Raw genomic sequence first — 21143 nt, forward strand, 5'->3', positions numbered from 1 at the left:
AACGATGTGAACGCGCCGCTGCCTATCTTCGCAGGGCCTCGGCCGGTTCGATACGGGCTGCCCGCCAGGCGGGATAGAGGCCGGCCAGCAGTCCGGTGACCAGCCCGGTCAGCGGGGCCGCGGCGACGGTGGCCGGGTGGATGACCGGGGTCCAGTCGCGGGCCAGGGAGACGCCGACCACGGTCAGTTCGCCGAGGGAGGTGCCGACCAGCCCGCCGAGCGCGCCCAACGCCGCGGATTCGGTGAGGAACTGGGCCGAGATGTGCCGGCCCCGCGCGCCGAGCGCACGGCGCAGCCCGATCTCGCCGGTCCGCTCCAGCACGGCGACGAGGGTGGTGTTGGCGATCCCGACCGCGCCGATGACCAGGCAGATACCGGCGAGCAGCAGGAACAGCGAGCTCAGGTCGGAGGTGACGCCGGAGCGCAGCATCCGCGGATCGGGCGGCGGTACGGCGTTCAGGTACTCGGGGTGGTCGGGGCGCAGCGCCAGCGGAGCGAGGTCGGCGACCTGGCGGGCGGCGCCGAGCCGGGTGGCGATCAGCATGCTCGCGCTGCCGGGCGAGGGCTGCCCCCACAGCTCCTCGGCGGTGGCCCGGGGCACGAGCACGGACAGCAGGTTCTCGGGCTTCCGCTCCACGTCGGAGATGATCCCCGCCACGGTGAACGGCTCCTGCCCGATGTAGAGCGCGGGCCGGGTCGCCAGGGTGGTGATGCCGAGGCGGCCCGCGAGTCCGCCGCCGATGACGACCACGCGGGCCCTGCTCCGCTCGGCGAACTCGTCGTAGAGACGGCCCTCCTGGAGGGTGGGCACGAGCGCGGCCACGGCACCGGGGGAGGCGGCGACGACGGACGCGCCGCTGCCGTTGGAGTCCGTACCGCCTCCCGGGGAGGGGAGGGAGCCGATGGGGGTGCGCGAGTCCAGCCGTACCGTCCACAGCACGCCGGCGTGCTCGATGCCGGCGACGGCGCGCAGCCGCTGTTCGGCGTCGGCGGGGAGGCCGGGTCCGGCGAACTCGTTCTGCCGGCCGGCGACGTCCTCGATGGTCACCTCGGTGGCGGTGAGCACGTTGAACCGGCCGTCGATCTGCGAGGAGATGGTGGCGGTGAGGCCGAGCACGGCCACGAAGCTGCCGACGCCGAGGACGGTGCCGAGGGCGGTGAGCACGGCCCGGCCGGGGCGGCGCAGCATGCCGGCGACGGCCTCCGAGAGGGCGTCGCGTACGGACAGCCGGGTCGGCCTGACGGCGCTCACGTACGCAGCCGCCCGTCGCGGATGGTGACGGTCCTGGCGCCGCGCCGGGCCACCTCGGGGTCGTGGGTGATGACGAGCACGGTCATTCCGGAGGCGTGGAGTTCGTCGAGCAGCCCCAGTACGGAGGCGGCGTTGGCGGAGTCGAGGTTGCCGGTGGGCTCGTCGCACAGGAGCAGCGAGGGCCGTCCGACGAGGGCGCGGGCGATGGCCACGCGCTGCCGCTCGCCACCGGACAGCCGCCCGGGCACGGCGTCGGCGCGGTGCCCGAGCCCGACCTGGTCGAGCGCCTCGCGGGCCCGTACGAGGCGCTGCGCGCGCGATGTTCCGGTGTAGAGCATGGCGAGGGTGACGTTCTCCAGGGCGGACCGGTGGGGCAGGAGGTGGAAGGACTGGAACACGAACCCGATGCGCCGGCCGCGCAGGGCGGTGCGCTCCCGGTCGGGGAGGGCGGCGGTGTCGATGCCGTCGAGGAGGTAGTTCCCGGTGGTGGGGGAGTCGAGCAGTCCGGCGACGTTGAGGAAGGTGGACTTCCCGGAGCCGGAGGGGCCCACGACGGTGATGAACTCACCTCGTTTCACGGTCAGTGCGCAGGGGTGCAACGCCTCGACGGGTGGTGGCCCGGGGTAGGTGAGCCCTACCCCGCGGAACTCGATGACGGGCACGGATCCGTCGACGTCGTCCCCGGGCAGGGCGTCGTCGGGGGCACGGCGCGGCCGCGGAAACCTCACGAACCGCCTCCCGCGGAGGCCCTGCCCGGCTTCGGCGATTCGCCGCGGCCCTTGGCCGGTTCCCGGGGGGCGATGCCGATGACGACCCGGGTGCCGGCCGCGAGGTCGCCGTTCTTGACGGGGGTCACGGCCACGTAGCCGTCGCCGCTGGTGCCCGTCCGGACCGGTATGCGCCGCTGGGTGCCGTCGGTGGAGACGGCCGTCACGAGGGTCTGGCCGTCCGGGCTCGCGGAGACCGCGGTGACCGGGACCACGAGGGCCTCGCCGTCGGTGGCGGCGGACTCGATGGTCAGCCGTACGTCCTGCCCCGCGAAGGCGGCGGGCAGCGGCTGGTCGGCGCGGACCACCATGCGGTAGCCGAGGTCGGCGCCGCCGGCGCCGGCTCCGCCACTGCCGCCCTTGCCCTGGGAGGCGTCGCCCTGGGTCCCGCCCTGCTGCCCGTTCGACCGGCCGCCGCCCGGCTGCTGTCCGGTGGAGCGTTCGCCGGCCACCGCCGCCACCTTGCCGCGGGCGTCGGTGCCGGCCACCTCGGAGGAGACCACCACGGACATGCCCGCCCGCAGCAGCTGCTTCTTGTCGTCCTTGAGGTACGCCTCCACGACGAGTTCACCCGCGGACAGGGTGAGCACCGAACCGGACACGGGCCCGCCGATCCGGCCCCCGACGGCGCTGACCCGGGCGGGGAAGGCCCCGAGGAACACGGTCTCGGAGGCGGGGAGCACCGGCCCGTCGGCGGCCTCGGCCGCCGCGAGCTTGGCCCGGGCGTCGGCGAGCGCCTGCCGGGCCCGGGTCAGGGTCCGACCGGAGTCGCCCGCACCGCCGGCGCCCTTTCCGCCGCCCGAGGAGCCTGCGGCACCCGTCGTACCCGTCGCACCCTTCGGGCCCTGGGACGCGGACGGGCCGGGGGGCGTCGCCCCGCCCCCGCCCCCGCTGCCGCCCCCGTCGGCACCGGCAGAGGCGGCGGTAGAGGCATTGGCACTGGCCTGGGCGTCCTCCAGGGCCCACTCGGCCGACCGTACGGACTCCCGCGCGGCCTTCAGCACCTCCGCGCCGTCCGCCACGGCGGGTAGCGGGTCGTACCCGATGGCCTTGTACAGAGCGGCGAGCGCGGCCTTCGTACCGGCCCCGAACACGCCCTTCGCGTCGCCGCCCGTGCCGTGCCCGAGCTCGCGCAGGGCCTGCTGCAGCTGGGCCACGTCGTCGCCGGTGGCGCCCGGCTTGAGGTCCCGGTAGACGGGCAGGGCCCCCCTGAGGGCGAACACCGGCCGCCCCGAGACCTCCGCCAGCAGCTGCCCGGCCGCGACCGGGTCCCCGGCCTTGAGCGGCAGCTTCGTCACCACCGGCGTGCCGGCGCCCTCGGCGGAGCGCGGCTGCGGAGCGACGTCGACGCTCTGGTCGGCGACGACGGTCCCCCGCATCACCACCTTCTGCGCGAGCACCCGCCGCTCGACCTCGGCGGTCAGCACGCTCTGCGCGGGCGGCCCGGTCTCGGCGGCCACCTGCGCGGGCGACTTCACCAGCGTGGTGGCCAGCAACCCGCCGACGGCCATGAGCGCGGCCCCGGCGACGACGCCGAACACCACCTTCCGCCCGCGCGCGAGCCCGCCGGAGTCCGGGGCACCCTTCTCGACGTCGGCGCCGTCCTGTTCGTCGACGGTCGTCACGTCCACTACGACGTCCTGCAGTTCACTCACCTGCCGAGACCGACGTTGTCGGCGGCGCCGGCGTCGCGTTCGGCCCTGCACTTCGTCATGGCGTCCATGTGCTTGGTCCTGAGCTCGGCCGCCTGCTCCGAGGTCACGGCCCCGACGGCCGTGTTCCCGGTCGTCGGATCGGGATCCGGGTACCAGGAGACGCCGTTCGCGCGCAGGCACCGGGCCTCCGCACGCGAGGCAGCGAGGATCTTCGGGTCGGCCGGCACGGGGGAGGGCGGCGGCGGGGCCTTGTCCTCGCAGGCCGCCTGCGCGGCCGGGAGCTTCTCCAGCGACGGCGGATCGTCCTTGTTCACGCGGGGCGCGCCGTAGTCGGTGTGCCTGATCTTCACCCCGTTCGCCTTGAGGCAGTCGTAGTAGGCGATCTCCTCCTTGGTGGGCGGAGGGCTGTCACTTGCCTTCGGCTCACCCTCACCCGAGCAGGCGGTGAGCGCGAGGGACGCGGCGACGAACAGGGCTGTTGCGTACTTGCGCATGCTGGCGCTTCCCCCGGGGTGGGAATGTGGAATGGGGGCGTCCGCACGACGGGAAGGCGTGCGTCCGCGGTTCGTGATCCTAAGGAGAGGTGCGGAGGGACTACAAGTGCTCCCTGGTGCAACCTTTTTGACGGTCCATGAAGCGAGAGCGGGTGCGCGTGAATGCGAACCGGCTGCCGCTGGTCTCCGCTTGGTCAAAGCAGGTCGGGGATGCGCTTCCGTCCATTTCTACAATGGTGAATGTATGAACGAACAAGGCCTCTCGTGGTGACGGATTTCAAAGCCCTGACATGAGCGTCGACCTCGAGAACGGGACTTCGACGCGCGAGTCCGCTCAGCGGTCACCGCGGCACTTCCTCAAGGCGTCCACGTGCTCCCGCTTGAGCGAGGACCATTGCTCGGGGGTGCCCTTGCGGTCGTCGATCTCGGCGGTCACCGGGTCCGGGTCCGGATACCAGGTGATGCCCTCGGCCCGCAGGCAGCCGGCCTCCTTTCGTGCGGCGGCGAGCCTTTCGGGGGTGGCCTGCTGGGGCTTCGGCGGCGGCGGAAGCTTGCCCTCGCACGCCTTCTTGGCGGCGGCCTCCTTCTCGGGCGGCTGGGGCTTGTCCTTGTCCACGCGAGGATCCCCGTAGCTGGTGTGCGTGATCGGCAGGCCCTGCTCCTCGAGGCAGTCGTAGTAGGCGATTTCCTCGGCCGTGGGCGGCGGGCTGTCGCTTGCCTCGGGCTCCTTTTCGCCGCCGCATCCCGTCAGTGAAATGCAGATGAGGAGGGCGGGGATGAAATGGCGAACACGCATGTCGGGTTCCCTTTCTGCGATACAAGCGGAATCCGGGAATCGGAGTCGGGAGGTCGGCGGAGTGCGCCGCCAGATAGTAGGTAGCCGTTCGGATGGGACGCAAGTTGCCTTTCGGGCAACGTAGGTGACTGTCCATCAGGCGAGAAAGGCCTTGTCTCGGATCGCCCGCGACTGTTGAATCCACGCCGGGCGGGAATCCGTTGAATCGACCCCGCCGCGACATCCGCTTTTTCACCGAAGAGTGAGGTACGCGTGATGGACAAGAACATGCGCAAGTTGGTGGCCGGCTGCGTCTCCGCCGTTTCGGTGGGAGCCGTTCTCCTGGGAGCCGCCGGACCGGCGGCCGCCTACGGGAGGGACGGAACGCTGGAGGACCAGGAGTTCGGTCTCTACTACTGGCAGAACCGATCCGGTTGCGTCTTCGACCTGGTGACCAGCGATCTGAACTTCGCCGACGACAAGTACCGGGGATCGTGCTCCGCGAGCGGGGACCCGGTGAACGACACCACCGAGTCCTACTGGAACCGGGACGTCTACGCCTGGAAGGTCGGCACCGACAAGGACCTGGGCGGCAACGTCGGCGAGCTTCCGTCGAAGTACTTCGGCAACGCCTCGGCGACCTTCAAGAACAGGATCAGCTCGGCCAAGTACACCCTCCACGCCTGATCCGGAAGAAGGAGTCCCGAGCGATGCGCACCCCCCGGCGCCTGCGGTCCGCCGCCGCCCCGGCCGTCCTGCTGGCGGTCACGCTCGTGGCCGGCTGTTCCGGTGCCGGTGGCTCCGGGGGCGCGGAGCCCGGCCTCGGTGCGATCGCGGTCGATCCGGCCACGGCCGCGCTGTCGTTCCCCATGGACGCCTACACCGACACCGAAGCCGAGCGGATCCGGATGGGCCGGGCCCAGGAGGCCCTCGTCGCCCGGTGCATGGCGCGGTACGGGTTCACCTACGAGGGGGTGCGGTCCCCCGCGGCCCCCGGCGGCGAGGGGGTCGCGGGGGTCGAGGACCGGCACCGTTACCTCTTCGGGTTGGCCGATCCGGAGTTCGCCGCGGCCCACGGCTACGACAAGTCCGCCGGCGAGGGATCGCCGCCCAAACCGCCCGCCCCGCAGCTGAGCGACAGCGCGTACGTCGTCATGAACGGCGAACAGCGGGGCGAGCAGGGCGGCAAGCCCGTCGACGCGCCCACCGAGGAGGAGGCCGCGCGGCTCGACAGCGGTCTCACGGCGGCCGGGCAGAAGGTGCCGGCCGGCGGGTGCGGGCGGGAGGGGTACCGGAGGCTGTACGCCCCGACCAAGGACAGCGTGGACCTGCTCTTCGTCTTCGGGCTGTCCTCCGAGGCGCACGAGCGGTCGAAGCAGGACTCCCGGGTGCTCAAAGCGCTGAAGAACTGGTCCGGTTGTATGGAAAAGTCCGGATACGGCAGGATCGAGACGCCCTACGACGTCGTCGAGAAGCTGGGCCTGGAGGACGACAGGGGCGGCCCCAAGGCCGTCACGGCCGCCAAGGCCGACGTCGCGTGCAAGCGGGAGGTGAACCTCGTCGGGATCTGGGCAGCCGTCGAGAAGGCCTACCAGGAGCGTCTCGTCGACGAGCACGCCGAGGCGCTCGCCCTGTACGGGAAGCAGCGCGAGGCGCGGTTCAGGCTGGCGGCCTCCCTGGCGTGAGCGGCGCGAGAGGCACGAGCGGCGCGAGAGGCACGAAAGGGCCGGCACTCCACCCCCGAGCGGGGGAGTGCCGGCCCTTTCGCGTCGTTCCTGTGCCTCACACGGCTCAGAGGACGCGAACGGCGCCCGTCGGCTTGTCGTAGCTCAGGCTGCGCTCGACGATGCCCGTGCTGGGGTTCTGCGCGCCGACGAACTTGCCGCCGCCGACGTAGATGGCGACGTGGTACGCGGAGCCGCGGGGGCCCCAGTACAGGATGTCGCCGGGCTGCAGGGCGCTCAGCGAGACCGAGGTGCCCCGCGAGGACTGGTCCTGCGACATGCGCGGCAGGGAGATGTTCGCCTGGCGGTAGGCGGCCTGCACGAGGCCGGAGCAGTCGTACGAGGACGGGCCGGTGCCGCCGCTCACGTACGCCTTGCCGACCTGGGCGCGGGCGAAGTTGACGATCGCGGCGGCCGAGCCGGTGGCCGGCGCGGTCACGGTGCCCACGCCCGCCTCGGAGCCCGAGCCGGAGGCCGAGGTGCTCTGGAGGTTGGTCCGGGAGGAGGAACGGGTGGCGCGATCGGCCTCCGCCTTGCGGGCGGCCTCGTCCGCGGCCTTCTTCTCCTCGTCGGCCTTCTTCTGGGCCTCTTCCTTGGCCTGCTTCGCCTCGGCGGCGGCGCCGGTGCGGGCCGTCTCCTCCTGGGCGTTCAGTTCGCCGAGGACGGCGGCCGACTGGGTGTTCTCCGCGGCCGTGGTGACGGCGGAGGAGACCTCGGCGGCCAGGTCCAGGTTCAGGACCGGCATTTCGAGCGTCGTCTCGGCCACGGGCTCGGAGGGGGACGCGCTCGCGGTGCCGGCCATGGCCAGGGTGCTGAGGACGCCACCGGCAACTCCGGCGCGGACCGCGAGCTTCGAGGCGCTGCGGCGGGGCTTCCGGTGGCTGGGTATGTGAGCGGTGTGGGACATGAGAACAACCGCTATCAGGGGCGTAGGGGTCCCATCAAGAAACGTGGTCTGCGCCACAGTTGCGCGCGAAGCGTGCGAACCGGGCGCGTCGCGAACCTTATTGACGCCGTAACGGGCGAAACGGACATGCCCCTACAGGGCTGTGATCATGGGGTTTCCGCAATAAGTCCGAATTGATCTCCGCTTACCATCCCTCCGCACTGATGGCCAAGCCCTCTTTCGGAACGGCGGATTCACAGTGGCGCAGGTCACACGACGGTCTCACTGTGAGGGTGTTGTGCCCCGTCCGTGATCCGCCTGTGAACCAGCCGGGGAGGCCGAGGGTGTAGGGAGGCGCGCGACGGGCCGGCGGCGAGCGGTCCGTGGGTCGGCGGCGGGGTCGCGCCGCCGGACCGCCGGGTCCGATGATCCGGCCCGGCAGTCGCGCGGTGCGGCGGGGCGGTCACGCGGCGTGATCGGCGTCGGTTCGGCCCGGCGCCCGGCTCGCGGGCCGGCCCGCTCGTGAACGGATGCGCTTTGGCCCGGTCCCCCGGAGGCGTCGGCCGGTCCCGCGTCCACCTCCGTACGCGGGGCCTAACCCGACCGGGGGAGGCCGATCCCTTTATCACTCCGGCGTCGGCGCCGCCAATTTGCCTGCACGGTCCATCGTTTGATAGGGCGACCCGGCCTCTACCTGCGGTAACGGGCCCGGATGTCACCTTTGGTGATCATGTGGATGCTTCGCGTACGAAGATCACCACTCATCGGACTTCATGATCGTTCGTCAGGTGGTGGAGATCACAAACTCGTTGTTGTAACCCGTGTCGCAGATCACAGATGCGCGGGCATAAGATGCGCACCAGTCCGGCTTGTGAACTGCCTCACATGCGAGCGAGGCGGGGCACTCGGCGCCGGCAGCGGTCCAACGGTCAAGGACGACTGGAAGGAGCGAGGAGCGTGAATGCGTACGCGCCCATCCTCGTGCTCGGCGCCCTCGGCGCAGGGTTTGCGATCTTCTCCGTGGTCATGGCCACGCTGATCGGCCCAAAACGGTACAACCGGGCGAAGCTTGAGGCGTACGAGTGCGGCATCGAGCCCACTCCCACGCCGGCCGGTGGCGGTCGCTTCCCCATCAAGTACTACCTCACGGCGATGCTCTTCATCGTCTTCGACATCGAGGTTGTCTTCCTCTACCCCTGGGCCGTCACCTTCGACTCCCTGGGGATCTTCGGGCTCGTCGAGATGCTGCTCTTCGTGCTCACCGTCTTCGTGGCCTACGCCTACGTGTGGCGCCGCGGCGGCCTGGAATGGGACTGAGGGGCTGAATTTTCCATGGGACTGGAAGAGAAGCTGCCGAGCGGCTTTCTGCTGACCACCGTCGAACAGGCCGCGGGCTGGGTGCGCAAGGCATCCGTCTTCCCCGCGACCTTCGGCCTGGCCTGCTGCGCGATCGAGATGATGACCACCGGAGCGGGCCGGTACGACCTGGCCCGCTTCGGCATGGAGGTCTTCCGCGGCTCCCCGCGCCAGGCCGATCTGATGATCGTGGCCGGCCGGGTCAGCCAGAAGATGGCGCCGGTGCTGCGGCAGGTGTACGACCAGATGCCCGCTCCCAAATGGGTCATCTCCATGGGGGTTTGTGCATCTTCAGGCGGAATGTTCAACAACTACGCGATCGTCCAGGGCGTCGACCACATCGTCCCCGTGGACATCTACCTCCCCGGCTGCCCGCCCCGCCCCGAGATGCTGATGGACGCGATCCTCAAGCTCCACCAGAAGATCCAGGGCGGAAAGCTCGGCGTGAACCGGGAAGAGGCGGCCCGCGAGGCGGAGGAAGCGGCCCTCAAGGCACTCCCCATGATCGAGATGAAGGGGCTGCTCCGGTGAGCGAGACCCGAGAGCCGGAGAACGGCAACCCCGAGAACGGCAACAACGTCCCCGCCCCGCGGAACGGCGGCCCCGAGGTCATCGGCGTCCGCAAGGGCATGTTCGGTGCCGGGAACGGCGGCGACACCAGCGGCTACGGCGGCCTGGTCCGCACCGTGGCCCTGCCCGGAGCGAGCCACCGCCCGTACGGCTCCTGGTTCGACGAGGTGGCCGACGAACTCGAAGGCGCCCTGGAGGAGCAGGACCTGGTCCCCGAGAACGCCATCGAGAAGACGGTGGTCGACCGGGGCGAGCTCACCTTCCACATCGCCCGCGAGCACCTCGTCCGCGTCGCCCGCACCCTGCGCGACGACCCGGCGCTGCGCTTCGAGCTCTGCACCGGCGTCTCCGGCGTGCACTTCCCGAACGACAAGGGCCGCGAGCTGCACGCCGTCTACCACCTGCGCTCGCTCACCCACGGCCGGATCCTGCGGCTGGAGGTGTCCGTCCCGGACGGCGACCCGCACGTCCCGTCGCTCGTCTCCGTCTACCCGACCAACGACTGGCACGAGCGCGAGACGTACGACTTCTTCGGCCTGATCTTCGACGGGCACCCGGCCCTCACCCGGATCATGATGCCGGACGACTGGCAGGGCTTCCCGCAGCGCAAGGACTACCCGCTCGGTGGCATCGCCGTCGAGTACAAGGGCGCCCAGATCCCGGCTCCCGACCAGCGGAGGTCGTACAGCTGATGTCCAACACCTCGAACCACGCGTCCTCCCGCGAGACGACCGAAGGCCTCGTCTACACCGTCACCGGCGGCGACTGGGACGAGATCGTCCAGTCCGCGGCCAAGGCCGACGACGAGCGGATCGTCGTCAACATGGGCCCCCAGCACCCCTCCACCCACGGAGTGCTGCGCCTGATCCTGGAGATCGACGGCGAGACGGTCACCGAAGCCCGCTGCGGCATCGGCTACCTGCACACCGGCATCGAGAAGAACCTCGAATTCCGGAACTGGACGCAGGGCACCACCTTCGTCACGCGCATGGACTACCTGACGCCGTTCTTCAACGAGACGGCGTACTGCCTCGGCGTCGAGAAGCTGCTCGGCATCACCGACCAGATCCCGGACCGCGCCACCGTCATCCGCGTCCTGCTGATGGAGCTCAACCGGCTCTCCTCCCACCTGGTGTGCATCGCCACCGGCGGCATGGAGCTGGGCGCGACCACGATCATGATCTACGGCTTCCGCGACCGCGAGCTGATCCTCGACATCTTCGAGCTGATCACCGGCCTGCGCATGAACCACGCGTTCGTCCGCCCCGGCGGCCTCGCGCAGGACCTGCCCCCGGGCGCCGTCGACCAGCTGCGCGAGTTCGTCAAGACGATGAAGAAGAACCTGCCGGAGTACGACAAGCTCGCCACCGGCAACCCCATCTTCAAGGCCCGCATGCAGGACGTCGGCTACCTCGACCTCACCGGCTGCATGGCGCTCGGCGCCACCGGCCCGATCCTGCGCTCCGCCGGCCTGCCGCACGACCTGCGCAAGTCGGACCCGTACTGCGGCTACGAGAACTACGAGTTCGACGTGCCGACCACCGACACCTGCGACTCCTACGGACGCTTCCTGATCCGCCTGGAGGAGATGCGCCAGTCGCTGCGGATCGTCGAGCAGTGCCTGGAGCGCCTGGAGCCGGGACCGGTGATGGTCGCCGACAAGAAGATCGCCTGGCCCGCGCAGCTCGCGATGGGCCCCGACGGCCTCGGCAACTCGCTCGACCACATCAGGAACATCATGGGCACCTCCATGGAGGCCCTCATCCACCACTTCAAGCTGGTGACCGAGGGCTTCCGGGTACCGGCCGGCCAGGCGTACGCGGCCGTCGAGTCCCCCAAGGGCGAACTCGGCGTCCACCTCGTCTCCGACGGCGGCACCCGCCCCTACCGGGTCCACTTCCGCGATCCGTCCTTCACCAACCTTCAGGCCATGGCCGCGATGTGCGAGGGCGGCCAGGTCGCCGACGTCATCGTCGCCGTCGCCTCCATCGACCCCGTGATGGGAGGCGTCGACCGATGACCGACATCTCATTGGGCATGCCGCAGCTTCCCGCCCCCGACTTCCCGGCCGACGTGCGCGAGCGGCTCGAAGCGGACGCGAAGCAGGTCATCGCCCGCTACCCCGACAGCCGCTCCGCGCTGCTCCCGCTGCTGCACCTGTGCCAGTCGGAGGAGGGCCACGTCTCGCGCACCGGCATCCGCTTCTGCGCGGACGTGCTGGGCCTGACGACCGCCGAGGTCACGGCGGTGGCCACCTTCTACACGATGTACCGCCGCAAGCCCTCCGGGGACTACCAGGTCGGCGTCTGTACGAACACCCTGTGCGCGGTCATGGGCGGCGACGCCATCTTCGAGGAGCTCAAGGAGCACCTCGGGGTCGGCAACAACGAGACCACCCCCGACGGCAAGGTCACCCTCGAACACATCGAGTGCAACGCGGCCTGCGACTTCGCCCCCGTGGTGATGGTCAACTGGGAGTTCTTCGACAACCAGACCCCCGAGTCCGCCAAGTCCATGGTGGACGACCTGCTGGCCGGCCGCCCCGTGCAGCCGACCCGGGGCGCGCCCCTGTGCACGTACAAGGAGACCGCCCGGATCCTGGCGGGCTTCCCCGACGAGCGCGAGGGCGCGGTCGAGGCGACCGGCGGCGCCGGCCCCGCCTCCCTGATCGGTCTGCGCATCGCCCGCGGCGAGTCCCCGCGCACCGCGATCGTCCACCCGCGCGGAGAGTCCCGCGGCGAGTCCCGCGGCGAGTCCCGCGGCGAGACCGGCACCGAGGGAGGGGAGTGATGTCCGTGTCTACTCCAAATGAAAGTCTCGGGGGCACCTCCCAGCCGGAGGCTGGGGGAGGGACCAGCCCGGAGAAGCTCCTCGCACCCGTCCTGTCGGCGTTCTGGGACGATCCGGAGTCGTGGACGCTGGAGACCTACCGGCGCCACGAGGGCTACGAGGGCCTGCGCAAGGCCCTCGCGATGACCCCGGACGACCTCATCGCCTACGTGAAGGACTCGGGTCTGCGCGGCCGCGGCGGCGCGGGCTTCCCCACCGGGATGAAGTGGCAGTTCATTCCGCAGGGCGACGGCAAGCCGCACTACCTCGTCGTGAACGCGGACGAGTCGGAGCCGGGAACCTGCAAGGACATCCCCCTCCTCTTCGCCAACCCGCACTCCCTCATCGAGGGAATGATCATCGCCTGCTACGCGATCCGCTCGGAGCACGCCTTCATCTACCTTCGCGGTGAGGTGGTGCCGGTCCTGCGGCGCCTGCACGAGGCGGTGCGCGAGGCGTACGAGGCCGGATACCTCGGCGAGGACATCCTCGGCAGCGGCCTGAACCTCGACATCACGGTGCACGCGGGCGCGGGCGCGTACATCTGCGGCGAGGAGACGGCGCTGCTCGACTCCCTCGAAGGCCGGCGCGGTCAGCCCCGGCTGCGTCCCCCCTTCCCTGCCGTCGAGGGGCTCTACGCCTGCCCCACTGTGGTGAACAACGTGGAATCCATCGCGTCCGTTCCCGCGATCCTGAACAAGGGCAAGGACTGGTTCAAGTCGATGGGGACCGAGAAGTCCCCCGGCTTCACGCTGTATTCGCTCTCCGGGCACGTCGCCGGCCCCGGCCAGTACGAGGCCCCGCTCGGCATCACCCTGCGCCAGCTCCTCGACATGAGCGGCGGGATGCGGCCCGGGCACCGGCTGAAGTTCTGGACCCCGGGCGGCTCCTCAACCCCGATGTTCACGGACGAGCACCTCGACGTCCCGCTCGACTACGAGGGCGTGGGCGCGGCCGGCTCGATGCTCGGCACCAAGGCGCTCCAGTGCTTCGACGAGACGACCTGCGTGGTGCGGGCCGTCACCCGGTGGACCGAGTTCTACGCCCACGAGTCCTGCGGCAAGTGCACCCCCTGCCGTGAAGGCACGTACTGGCTGGTCCAGTTGCTCCGCGACATCGAGGCGGGCAAGGGCGTCATGGCCGACCTCGACAAGCTGAACGACATCGCCGACAACATCAACGGCAAGTCCTTCTGCGCACTGGGCGACGGCGCCGCCAGCCCGATCTTCTCCTCGCTGAAGTACTTCCGCGAGGAGTACGAGCAGCACATCACGGGCAAGGGCTGCCCCTTCGACCCCAGGAAGTCGACCCTCTGGGCCGACACGGAGGTGAACGCATGACCGTCACCACTAACGCACCGGCAGGTGGCGGAGAGGCGGCGGTGCCGCCCGAGGACCTGGTGTCGCTGACCATCGACGGCATCGAACTGTCGGTCCCCAAGGGCACCCTCGTCATCCGGGCCGCCGAGCAGATCGGCGTCGAGATCCCCCGGTTCTGCGACCACCCCCTCCTCTCCCCGGCCGGCGCCTGCCGCCAGTGCATCGTCGAGGTCGAGGGCCAGCGCAAGCCGATGGCCTCCTGCACCATCACCTGCACCGACGGCATGGTCGTCAAGACGCAGCTGACCTCCGAGGTCGCCGACAAGGCCCAGCGCGGGGTGATGGAGCTGCTGCTCATCAACCACCCGCTGGACTGCCCGGTCTGCGACAAGGGCGGCGAGTGCCCGCTGCAGAACCAGGCGATGTCCCACGGCAACGCCGAATCGCGTTTCGAGGGCCGCAAGCGCACCTACGAGAAGCCGGTCCCGATCTCCACGCAGGTGCTGCTGGACCGCGAGCGGTGCGTGCTGTGCGCGCGCTGCACCCGCTTCTCCAACGAGATCGCCGGCGATCCGATGATCGAACTGGTCGAGCGCGGCGCGCTCCAGCAGGTCGGCACCGGCGAGGGCGACCCGTTCGAGTCGTACTTCTCCGGCAACACCATCCAGATCTGCCCCGTGGGCGCGCTGACCTCGGCCGCCTACCGGTTCCGCTCCCGCCCCTTCGACCTCGTCTCCTCCCCGAGCGTGTGCGAGCACTGCGCGGGCGGCTGCGCGACCCGCACCGACCACCGGCGCGGGAAGGTGCTGCGCCGGCTCGCCGCCGAGGACCCCGAGGTCAACGAGGAATGGGTGTGCGACAAGGGCCGCTTCGGGTTCCGCTACGCGCAGCGCCCGGACCGGCTCACCACCCCGCTGGTGCGCGGCACCGACGGGGTGCTCGCCCCGGCGAGCTGGCCCGAGGCCCTGGAGGCCGCGGCCAACGGGCTCGCGGCCGCGCGCGGCCGGGCCGGTGTGCTGACCGGTGGCCGGCTCACGGTCGAGGACGCGTACGCGTACTCCAAGTTCGCCCGCGTGGTGCTCGACACCAACGACATCGACTTCCGGGCCCGCGTGCACAGCGCGGAGGAGGCCGAGTTCCTGGCCGCCACCGTGGCCGGCACCGGCAAGGACCTCGACGGTGACGGGGTCACGTACACCTCGCTGGAAGCGGCCCCGGTGGTGCTGCTCGTCGGCATCGAGGCCGAGGAGGAGGCCCCCGGGGTCTTCCTGCGGCTGCGCAAGGCCCACCGCAAGCGCAAGCAGCGGACCTTCGCCCTGGCTCCCTTCGCGACCCGCGGTCTGGAGAAGGCGGGCGGCACGCTGCTGGCCGCCGCCCCCGGCACCGAGCCCGAGTGGCTGGACGCGCTCGCCGCCGGCACCGACCTCAGCGCCGGTGGCGCCGAGGCCGCCGAGGGGCTGCGCAAGTCCGGCGCGGTCATCGTCGCCGGGGAGCGCCTGGCCGGCGTGCCGGGCGCGCTGACCGCCGCCGTACGGGCCGCCGCCGCGACCGGCGCGAAGCTGGTGTGGATGCCGCGCCGGGCCGGGGAGCGGGCCGCCGTCGAGGCGGGCGCGCTGCCGTCCCTGCTGCCGGGTGGTCGTCCGGCCACCGACCCGCGGGCCCGCGACGAGGTCGCCACGGCCTGGCGGGTGGACGAACTCCCGCACCGCTACGGCCGCGACACCGGCCAGATCGTCGAGGCCGCGGCCACGCGCGAGCTGTCCGCGCTGCTGGTGGCGGGCGTCGAGGTGACGGACCTGCCCGACCCGGCCCGCGCCCGCACCGCGCTCCAGGAGGCCTTCGTGGTCTCCCTGGAGCTGCGGCCGAGCGAGGTCACCGACCACGCGGACGTGGTGTTCCCGGTGGCCGCGGTCGCCGAGAAGGACGGCTCGTTCATCAACTGGGAGGGCAGGGTCCGCCCGTTCGAGGCGGCCCTCAAGCCCGACCAGATGACCCGCCGGCTGGCCCCGGCCGACTCCCGCGTCCTGCACATGCTGGCCGACGCGGCCGACCGGCCGCTCGCGCTGCCCGACGTGCACGCCGTACGCCGGGAGCTGGAGCGGCTCGGTCCCTGGGAGGGGCCGCTGGCCACCGAGCAGTCCACCGACCCGCTGCCGATGCCCCGCCCGGGCGTCGGCGAGGCGGTCCTCGCGGGCCACCGGCTCCTGCTCGACCAGGGCAGGCTCCAGGAGGGCGACGACGCCCTGGCCGGCACCCGGCACGAGGCGAGCGCCCGGCTGTCGGCCGCCACGGCCGCCGAGACGGGCGTCAAGAACGGCGACGTCCTCGCGGTCACCGGCCCGGCCGGCTCCGTGGAACTGCCGCTGAGGGTCACCGAGATGCCCGACCGGGTGGTCTGGCTCCCGCTGAACTCCACCGGCTCCGGCGTCCTCGCCGACACGGGCGCCGCCCCCGGCGCCCTCGTACGCATCGGTCCGGCGACCCCGGCCGACGCCGATGGCACCCCCGCGGAGGTGGACGCGTGAACGCGGTAGAGCTGGCCGCCGAGGACCTCAGCCTGTTCGGCCACGACGTGTGGTGGCTGGTCCTGCTGAAGGCGGTCTTCTGCTTCGCCTTCCTGATGGTGACCGTGCTGTTCTCCATCGTGTGGGAGCGCAAGGTCGTCGCCTGGATGCAGCTGCGCATCGGCCCGAACCGGCACGGTCCCTGGGGCATGCTCCAGTCGCTGGCCGACGGCGTGAAGCTGATGCTCAAGGAAGACGTCATCGTCAAGCGGGCCGACAAGGTCGTCTACGTCCTGGCCCCGATCATCGCGGCGATCCCGGCCTTCATGGCCATCGCGGTGATCCCCTTCGGGCCCGCCGGCAACGAGGTCTCCATCTTCGGCCAGCGCACCACGATGCAGCTGACCGACCTGCCCATCGCGATGCTGTACGTCCTCGCGGTGGCCTCGGTCGGCATCTACGGCATCGTGCTGGCCGGTTGGTCCTCCGGCTCGACGTACCCGCTGCTCGGCGGACTGCGCTCCTGCGCGCAGATGATCTCGTACGAGATCGCGATGGGCGCGGCCTTCGCCTCGGTCTTCCTCTACTCCGGGTCGATGTCGACCTCGGCGATCGTGGAGGCGCAGGCCGACCGCTGGTACATCGTCCTGCTGCCGGTCTCCTTCATCATCTACGTCGTCACGATGGTCGGAGAGACGAACCGAGCCCCCTTCGACATGCCGGAGTCCGAGGGCGACCTGGTCGGCGGCTTCAACACCGAGTACTCGTCGATCAAGTTCGCGCTGTTCATGCTGGCCGAGTACGTCAACATGGTCACCGTCTCGGCGGTCTCGGTCACCCTCTTCCTGGGCGGCTGGCGGGCCCCGGCGCCGATCTCCACGTACTGGGAGGGCGCGAACCACGGCTGGTGGCCGATGCTCTGGTTCGTCCTCAAGGTGCAGCTGCTGCTCTTCTTCTTCATCTGGCTGCGCGGCACGCTTCCGCGCGTGCGCTACGACCAGCTGATGAAGCTCGGCTGGAAGGTGCTGATCCCGGTCTCCGTGGTCTGGCTGATGCTGGTCGCCACCGTCCGGGCGCTGCGCAACGAGCAGTACGACTTCAGTCAGATCGTGCTCTACGTCGGCGGCGCGGTCGTCGCGGTCCTGCTGCTCTCCTTCGTCGCGGACCTCTTCCGCGACAAGCGCGAGAAGCGCGAGAAGGCCGTCGCGGCGGCGGACACCGCGCCCTTCGACCCGCTGGCGGGCGGATTCCCCGTACCGCCCAAGCCCGGCCAGCACCTGGCACCCGTACCGCGCAGGCGGTCCCGCAGCGAGCGGGAGCTGATCGTCAGCGGCGGGACGAATTCCGAGAGTGACCGAGAGGAGGGTGCTGAGAATGTCTGACGCTGACCAGAGCGAGAAGTGGCAGAACCCGGTTGCGGGCTTCGGCGTGACCTTCAAGGCCATGTTCAAGAAGCGCCTGACCGAGCAGTACCCGGAGCAGCAGAAGACGACCGCGCCGCGCTTCCACGGACGGCATCAGCTGAACCGGCACCCCGACGGTCTGGAGAAGTGCATCGGGTGCGAGCTGTGCGCCTGGGCCTGTCCCGCCGACGCGATCTACGTGGAGGGCGCGGACAACACGGAGGAGGAGCGCTACTCCCCGGGTGAGCGCTACGGCCGCGTCTACCAGATCAACTACGCCCGCTGCATCCTGTGCGGGCTGTGCGTCGAGGCGTGCCCGACGAGGGCGCTGACGATGACGAACGAGTTCGAACTGGCCGACGCCAGCCGCGAGTCGCTCATCTACACCAAGGAGCAGCTGCTGGCGGGCCTCACCGAGGGCATGGTCGAGGCACCGCACTCGATCTTCCCCGGCACCGACGAGCAGGACTACTACCGCGGACTGGTGACGGGGGCCGCCCCGGGCACCGAGCGGCAGGTGGCGGTCTCCAAGGGCGAGGTCGCGCAGGACGCGGAGAGCAACGGGCACGCCGAGGAGGTGGGGGCATGAGCGCCCTCGCAGCCGCCACCATGACCTCCACGGGCGAGGCGGTCCAGTTCTGGGTCCTCGGCACGGTCGCCGTCATCGGCGCGCTGTCCACGATCCTGATGAAGAAGGCCGTGCACAGCGCGCTGAGCCTCGCCGGGACGATGATCATCCTGGCGGTCTTCTACCTCGCCAACGGGGCGTATTTCCTGGGCGTCGTCCAGGTCATCGTCTACACCGGCGCGATCATGATGCTCTTCCTCTTCGTGGTCATGCTCGTCGGCGTCACCGCCGCCGACTCGCTGAAGGAGACCATCAAGGGCCAGCGTTGGATGGCCGTGCTGTGCGGACTCGGCTTCGGCATCCTGCTGTTCGCCGGCATCGGCAACGCCGGGCTCACCCACTTCACCGGGCTCGGCCGGGTCAACTCCGGCGGGCACGTCGAGGGCCTGGCCCAGCTGATCTTCACCAAGTACGTCTTCGCCTTCGAGATCACCGGCGCCCTGCTGATCACCGCGACGATCGGCGCGATGGTCCTCACCCACCGCGAGCGCACCGAGCGGGCCGCCACCCAGCGCGAGCTCGCGGAGCAGCGCGTACGCGAGGGAGTGCAGCTCCCGCCGCTGCCCGCGCCCGGCGTCTACGCCCGGCACAACGCGGTGGACGTCGCCGGTCTGCTGCCGGACGGCACCCCGTCCGAGCTGACGGTCAGCAAGACGCTGCGGGCCCGCGGCCAGATCCGCGACGTCTCCACCCAGGCCCTGGACGACCTCAGGGCGCTGGAGCAGAGCTCCGCGGAGCGCCTGGGCCGTGACTCGCGTGAGGAGGCCTCGAAGTGAACCCGGTCAACTACCTGTACCTGGCGGCCCTGCTGTTCACCATCGGTGCGACCGGTGTGCTGATCCGCAAGAACGCGATCGTGCTGTTCATGTGCGTCGAGCTGATGCTCAATGCCTGCAACCTCGCCTTCGTCACGTTCTCCCGGATGCACGGCAACCTCGACGGCCAGATCATCGCGTTCTTCACGATGGTCGTCGCCGCCGCGGAGGTCGTCGTGGGCCTCGCGATCATCGTGTCTCTGTTCCGTAGCCGCCACTCGGCCTCGGTCGACGACGCCAACCTGATGAAGCTGTAAGGGGCGTTCACAGTGGAGAATCTGATTGCGCTGCTGGTGGCAGTGCCCCTGCTCGGAGCGGCGGTGCTGCTGTGCGGCGGTCGGCGCCTCGACAGGTCCGGCCACTGGATCGGCACCTTCCTCGCGGCCGTCTCCTTCGGGATCGGCGCCGCCCTGTTCGCGGACATGCTGGGACGTGCCGCCGACGACCGGACCCTGACCCAGAAGCTGTGGACCTGGATCCCGGTCGAGGGCTTCCAGGCGGACATCGCCTTCCAGCTCGACCAGCTGTCGATGACGTTCGTCCTGCTGATCTCCGGGGTGGGCACGCTCATCCACGTGTACTCGATCGGGTACATGGAGCACGACGAGCGCCGCCGCCGCTTCTTCGGCTACCTCAACCTCTTCGTCGCGGCGATGCTGCTCCTCGTCATCGCCGACAACTACCTGCTGCTGTACTTCGGCTGGGAGGGCGTGGGCCTCGCCTCGTACCTCCTGATCGGCTTCTGGCAGCACAAGCCCAGCGCGGCCACCGCCGCGAAGAAGGCCTTCCTGGTCAACCGGGTCGGCGACATGGGCCTGTCGATCGCGATCATGCTGATGTTCGCCACGTTCGGAACCTTCGCCTTCGAGCCGGTGTTCGGCGCGGTCGGCGAGACCTCCGAGGGCAAGCTGACGGCCATCGGCCTGATGCTGCTGCTGGCCGCCTGCGGCAAGTCGGCCCAGGTGCCGCTGCAGTCCTGGCTCGGTGACGCGATGGAGGGCCCGACGCCGGTCTCGGCCCTGATCCACGCGGCGACGATGGTGACCGCCGGTGTGTACCTGATCGTCCGGTCGGCCTCCGTCTTCAACGGGGCGCCCGACGCCCAGCTCGTGGTCACCGTCGTGGGTGCGGTCACGCTCCTCTTCGGTGCGATCGTCGGTTGCGCGAAGGACGACATCAAGAAGGCCCTGGCCGGTTCGACGATGTCGCAGATCGGCTACATGATCCTCGCGGCGGGCCTCGGTCCGATCGGCTACGTCTTCGCGATCATGCACCTGGTCACGCACGGCTTCTTCAAGGCGGGCCTCTTCCTCGGCGCCGGTTCCGTGATGCACGGGATGAACGACGAGGTCGACATGCGCAAGTACGGAGGCCTGCGGAAGTACATGCCGGTCACCTTCGTCACCTTCGGCCTCGGCTACCTCGCGATCATCGGCTTCCCCGGCCTGTCCGGCTTCTTCTCCAAGGACATGATCATCGAGGCGGCCTTCGCCAAGGGCGGCACCCAGGGCTGGATCCTCGGCGGGGTCACCCTGCTGGGCGCCGGCATCACCGCCTTCTACATGACCCGCGTCATGCTCCTCACCTTCTTCGGCGAGAAGCGCTGGCAGCCCGACGCCGAAGGCCACCAGCCCCACCCGCACGAGTCCCCGAAGTCCATGACGATCCCGATGGTCATCCTGGCGTTCGGATCGGTCTTCGCCGGCGCGTACTTCGAGATCGGCGAGCACTTCCTGAAGTGGCTGGAGCCCGTCACCGGTTACTCGCACGGCGACTCCCCGGTCAGCGCCATGACGGTGACCGCCTCCACCATGGTGGTCCTCGTCATCGGCGTCGCCATCGCCTGGTCGATGTACGGCCGCAAGTCCGTCCCCGTGGTCGCCCCGCGCGGCTCGCTCCTCACCCGGGCGGCCCGCAGGGACCTCTACCAGGACGACTTCAACCACGTCGTGCTCGTGCGCGGCGGGGAGCACCTGACCCGCTCGCTCGTGTACGTGGACCACAGCCTCGTCGACGGGGTGGTCAACGGGACGGCCGCCTCGGTCGGCGGACTGTCGGGCCGGCTGCGCAAGCTCCAGAACGGCTACGTCCGCAGCTACGCGGTCTCGATGTTCGGGGGCACGGCGATCCTCATCGCCGCGACCCTGCTGATGAGGGCGGTGTGAG

General features: G+C 70.4%; 20 protein-coding genes. 14 read left to right on the forward strand and 6 right to left on the reverse strand.

The window, feature by feature from the left end; genetic code table 11:
• Positions 1–22: 22 nt before the first annotated feature.
• The 5 genes from ACFYYJ_RS26310 to ACFYYJ_RS26330 form a co-directional block, all read right to left on the reverse strand.
• Positions 23–1252 carry an ABC transporter permease gene (locus ACFYYJ_RS26310; RefSeq protein ID WP_385362446.1) on the reverse strand — a complete coding sequence of 410 codons (1230 nt, stop codon included), beginning with the start codon at positions 1250–1252 and terminating at the stop codon, positions 23–25.
• Positions 1249–1941, reverse strand: coding sequence for an ABC transporter ATP-binding protein (locus ACFYYJ_RS26315; RefSeq protein ID WP_385128579.1), 693 nt, complete (start codon positions 1939–1941; stop codon positions 1249–1251). Before ACFYYJ_RS26315 ends, ACFYYJ_RS26310 begins: the two co-directional genes overlap by 4 nt.
• A gap of 35 nt (positions 1942–1976) precedes the next feature.
• Positions 1977–3674, reverse strand: a complete 1698-nt coding sequence (locus tag ACFYYJ_RS26320; protein WP_389135953.1) for a peptidoglycan-binding protein — start codon at positions 3672–3674, stop codon at positions 1977–1979.
• The gene (locus ACFYYJ_RS26325; RefSeq protein ID WP_385128551.1) at positions 3671–4168 is read right to left on the reverse strand and encodes a hypothetical protein; all 498 of its coding nucleotides are present in this window, start codon (positions 4166–4168) and stop codon (positions 3671–3673) included. Before ACFYYJ_RS26325 ends, ACFYYJ_RS26320 begins: the two co-directional genes overlap by 4 nt.
• A 334-nt stretch (positions 4169–4502) precedes the next feature.
• Positions 4503–4964, reverse strand: a complete 462-nt coding sequence (locus tag ACFYYJ_RS26330; protein WP_389135957.1) for a hypothetical protein — start codon at positions 4962–4964, stop codon at positions 4503–4505.
• Between the two features lie 255 nt (positions 4965–5219).
• Here ACFYYJ_RS26330 and ACFYYJ_RS26335 point away from each other — a divergent pair, with 255 nt between their 5' ends.
• Together ACFYYJ_RS26335 and ACFYYJ_RS26340 are read left to right on the forward strand one after the other, a co-directional pair.
• A complete protein-coding gene (locus ACFYYJ_RS26335; protein WP_385362453.1) occupies positions 5220–5630 on the forward strand; it encodes a hypothetical protein in 411 nt (136 codons plus the stop codon).
• 23 nt (positions 5631–5653) lie between these two features.
• A complete protein-coding gene (locus ACFYYJ_RS26340; RefSeq protein WP_385362455.1) occupies positions 5654–6628 on the forward strand; it encodes a hypothetical protein in 975 nt (324 codons plus the stop codon).
• A 106-nt stretch (positions 6629–6734) separates the two neighbouring features.
• Here the strand turns inward: ACFYYJ_RS26340 and ACFYYJ_RS26345 are convergent, their stop codons facing one another.
• Positions 6735–7574, reverse strand: coding sequence for a C40 family peptidase (locus ACFYYJ_RS26345; protein WP_385128547.1), 840 nt, complete (start codon positions 7572–7574; stop codon positions 6735–6737).
• Between the two features lie 936 nt (positions 7575–8510).
• Between ACFYYJ_RS26345 and ACFYYJ_RS26350 the strand changes: the two genes are divergently transcribed.
• From ACFYYJ_RS26350 to nuoL, 12 genes are read left to right on the forward strand one after another with little or no spacing between them, the layout of a single operon-like run.
• The gene (locus ACFYYJ_RS26350; RefSeq protein WP_030028256.1) at positions 8511–8870 is read left to right on the forward strand and encodes an NADH-quinone oxidoreductase subunit A; all 360 of its coding nucleotides are present in this window, start codon (positions 8511–8513) and stop codon (positions 8868–8870) included.
• 15 nt (positions 8871–8885) lie between these two features.
• A complete protein-coding gene (locus ACFYYJ_RS26355; RefSeq protein ID WP_376658070.1) occupies positions 8886–9440 on the forward strand; it encodes a NuoB/complex I 20 kDa subunit family protein in 555 nt (184 codons plus the stop codon).
• Entirely contained in the window at positions 9437–10171 is a 735-nt protein-coding gene (locus ACFYYJ_RS26360) for an NADH-quinone oxidoreductase subunit C (protein WP_389135961.1), read from the forward strand. Before ACFYYJ_RS26355 ends, ACFYYJ_RS26360 begins: the two co-directional genes overlap by 4 nt.
• A complete protein-coding gene (locus ACFYYJ_RS26365; protein WP_385128545.1) occupies positions 10171–11499 on the forward strand; it encodes an NADH-quinone oxidoreductase subunit D in 1329 nt (442 codons plus the stop codon). The genes ACFYYJ_RS26360 and ACFYYJ_RS26365 overlap by 1 nt, the downstream gene beginning before the upstream one ends.
• Positions 11496–12269 (forward strand): NADH-quinone oxidoreductase subunit NuoE, encoded by a 774-nt coding sequence (nuoE, locus tag ACFYYJ_RS26370; protein WP_389135964.1) that lies wholly within the window; start codon positions 11496–11498, stop codon positions 12267–12269. Before ACFYYJ_RS26365 ends, nuoE begins: the two co-directional genes overlap by 4 nt.
• A complete protein-coding gene (gene nuoF / locus ACFYYJ_RS26375; RefSeq protein WP_385128542.1) occupies positions 12269–13648 on the forward strand; it encodes an NADH-quinone oxidoreductase subunit NuoF in 1380 nt (459 codons plus the stop codon). The genes nuoE and nuoF overlap by 1 nt, the downstream gene beginning before the upstream one ends.
• Positions 13645–16152, forward strand: coding sequence for an NADH-quinone oxidoreductase subunit G (locus ACFYYJ_RS26380; protein ID WP_385128541.1), 2508 nt, complete (start codon positions 13645–13647; stop codon positions 16150–16152). The genes nuoF and ACFYYJ_RS26380 overlap by 4 nt, the downstream gene beginning before the upstream one ends.
• A complete protein-coding gene (gene nuoH, locus ACFYYJ_RS26385; protein ID WP_385362465.1) occupies positions 16149–17513 on the forward strand; it encodes an NADH-quinone oxidoreductase subunit NuoH in 1365 nt (454 codons plus the stop codon). The genes ACFYYJ_RS26380 and nuoH overlap by 4 nt, the downstream gene beginning before the upstream one ends.
• Entirely contained in the window at positions 17506–18123 is a 618-nt protein-coding gene (gene nuoI, locus ACFYYJ_RS26390; RefSeq protein WP_384745634.1) for an NADH-quinone oxidoreductase subunit NuoI, read from the forward strand. Before nuoH ends, nuoI begins: the two co-directional genes overlap by 8 nt.
• Positions 18120–18938: an NADH-quinone oxidoreductase subunit J gene (locus tag ACFYYJ_RS26395; protein ID WP_385362467.1), complete on the forward strand. Its 819-nt coding sequence runs from the start codon at positions 18120–18122 to the stop codon at positions 18936–18938. Before nuoI ends, ACFYYJ_RS26395 begins: the two co-directional genes overlap by 4 nt.
• Entirely contained in the window at positions 18935–19234 is a 300-nt protein-coding gene (gene nuoK / locus ACFYYJ_RS26400) for an NADH-quinone oxidoreductase subunit NuoK (RefSeq protein ID WP_385362469.1), read from the forward strand. The genes ACFYYJ_RS26395 and nuoK overlap by 4 nt, the downstream gene beginning before the upstream one ends.
• A 12-nt stretch (positions 19235–19246) precedes the next feature.
• Positions 19247–21142: an NADH-quinone oxidoreductase subunit L gene (nuoL, locus tag ACFYYJ_RS26405; RefSeq protein ID WP_385128538.1), complete on the forward strand. Its 1896-nt coding sequence runs from the start codon at positions 19247–19249 to the stop codon at positions 21140–21142.
• The last annotated feature ends 1 nt before the right edge of the window (position 21143 follow it).

This window comes from Streptomyces sp. NPDC002467 (genome assembly GCF_042889825.1).
Taxonomy (GTDB): Bacteria; Actinomycetota; Actinomycetes; order Streptomycetales; family Streptomycetaceae; genus Streptomyces.

Coding starts and splice junctions, on each gene's coding strand:
- ACFYYJ_RS26325 (WP_385128551.1), bottom strand. CDS start 4,168: ATGCGCAAGTACGCAACAGCCCTGTTCGTCGCCGCGTCCCTCGCGCTC.
- ACFYYJ_RS26330 (WP_389135957.1), bottom strand. CDS start 4,964: ATGCGTGTTCGCCATTTCATCCCCGCCCTCCTCATCTGCATTTCACTG.
- ACFYYJ_RS26335 (WP_385362453.1), top strand. CDS start 5,220: ATGGACAAGAACATGCGCAAGTTGGTGGCCGGCTGCGTCTCCGCCGTT.
- ACFYYJ_RS26340 (WP_385362455.1), top strand. CDS start 5,654: ATGCGCACCCCCCGGCGCCTGCGGTCCGCCGCCGCCCCGGCCGTCCTG.
- ACFYYJ_RS26345 (WP_385128547.1), bottom strand. CDS start 7,574: ATGTCCCACACCGCTCACATACCCAGCCACCGGAAGCCCCGCCGCAGC.
- ACFYYJ_RS26355 (WP_376658070.1), top strand. CDS start 8,886: ATGGGACTGGAAGAGAAGCTGCCGAGCGGCTTTCTGCTGACCACCGTC.
- ACFYYJ_RS26365 (WP_385128545.1), top strand. CDS start 10,171: ATGTCCAACACCTCGAACCACGCGTCCTCCCGCGAGACGACCGAAGGC.
- nuoE (WP_389135964.1), top strand. CDS start 11,496: ATGACCGACATCTCATTGGGCATGCCGCAGCTTCCCGCCCCCGACTTC.
- nuoF (WP_385128542.1), top strand. CDS start 12,269: ATGTCCGTGTCTACTCCAAATGAAAGTCTCGGGGGCACCTCCCAGCCG.
- ACFYYJ_RS26380 (WP_385128541.1), top strand. CDS start 13,645: ATGACCGTCACCACTAACGCACCGGCAGGTGGCGGAGAGGCGGCGGTG.
- nuoI (WP_384745634.1), top strand. CDS start 17,506: ATGTCTGACGCTGACCAGAGCGAGAAGTGGCAGAACCCGGTTGCGGGC.
- ACFYYJ_RS26395 (WP_385362467.1), top strand. CDS start 18,120: ATGAGCGCCCTCGCAGCCGCCACCATGACCTCCACGGGCGAGGCGGTC.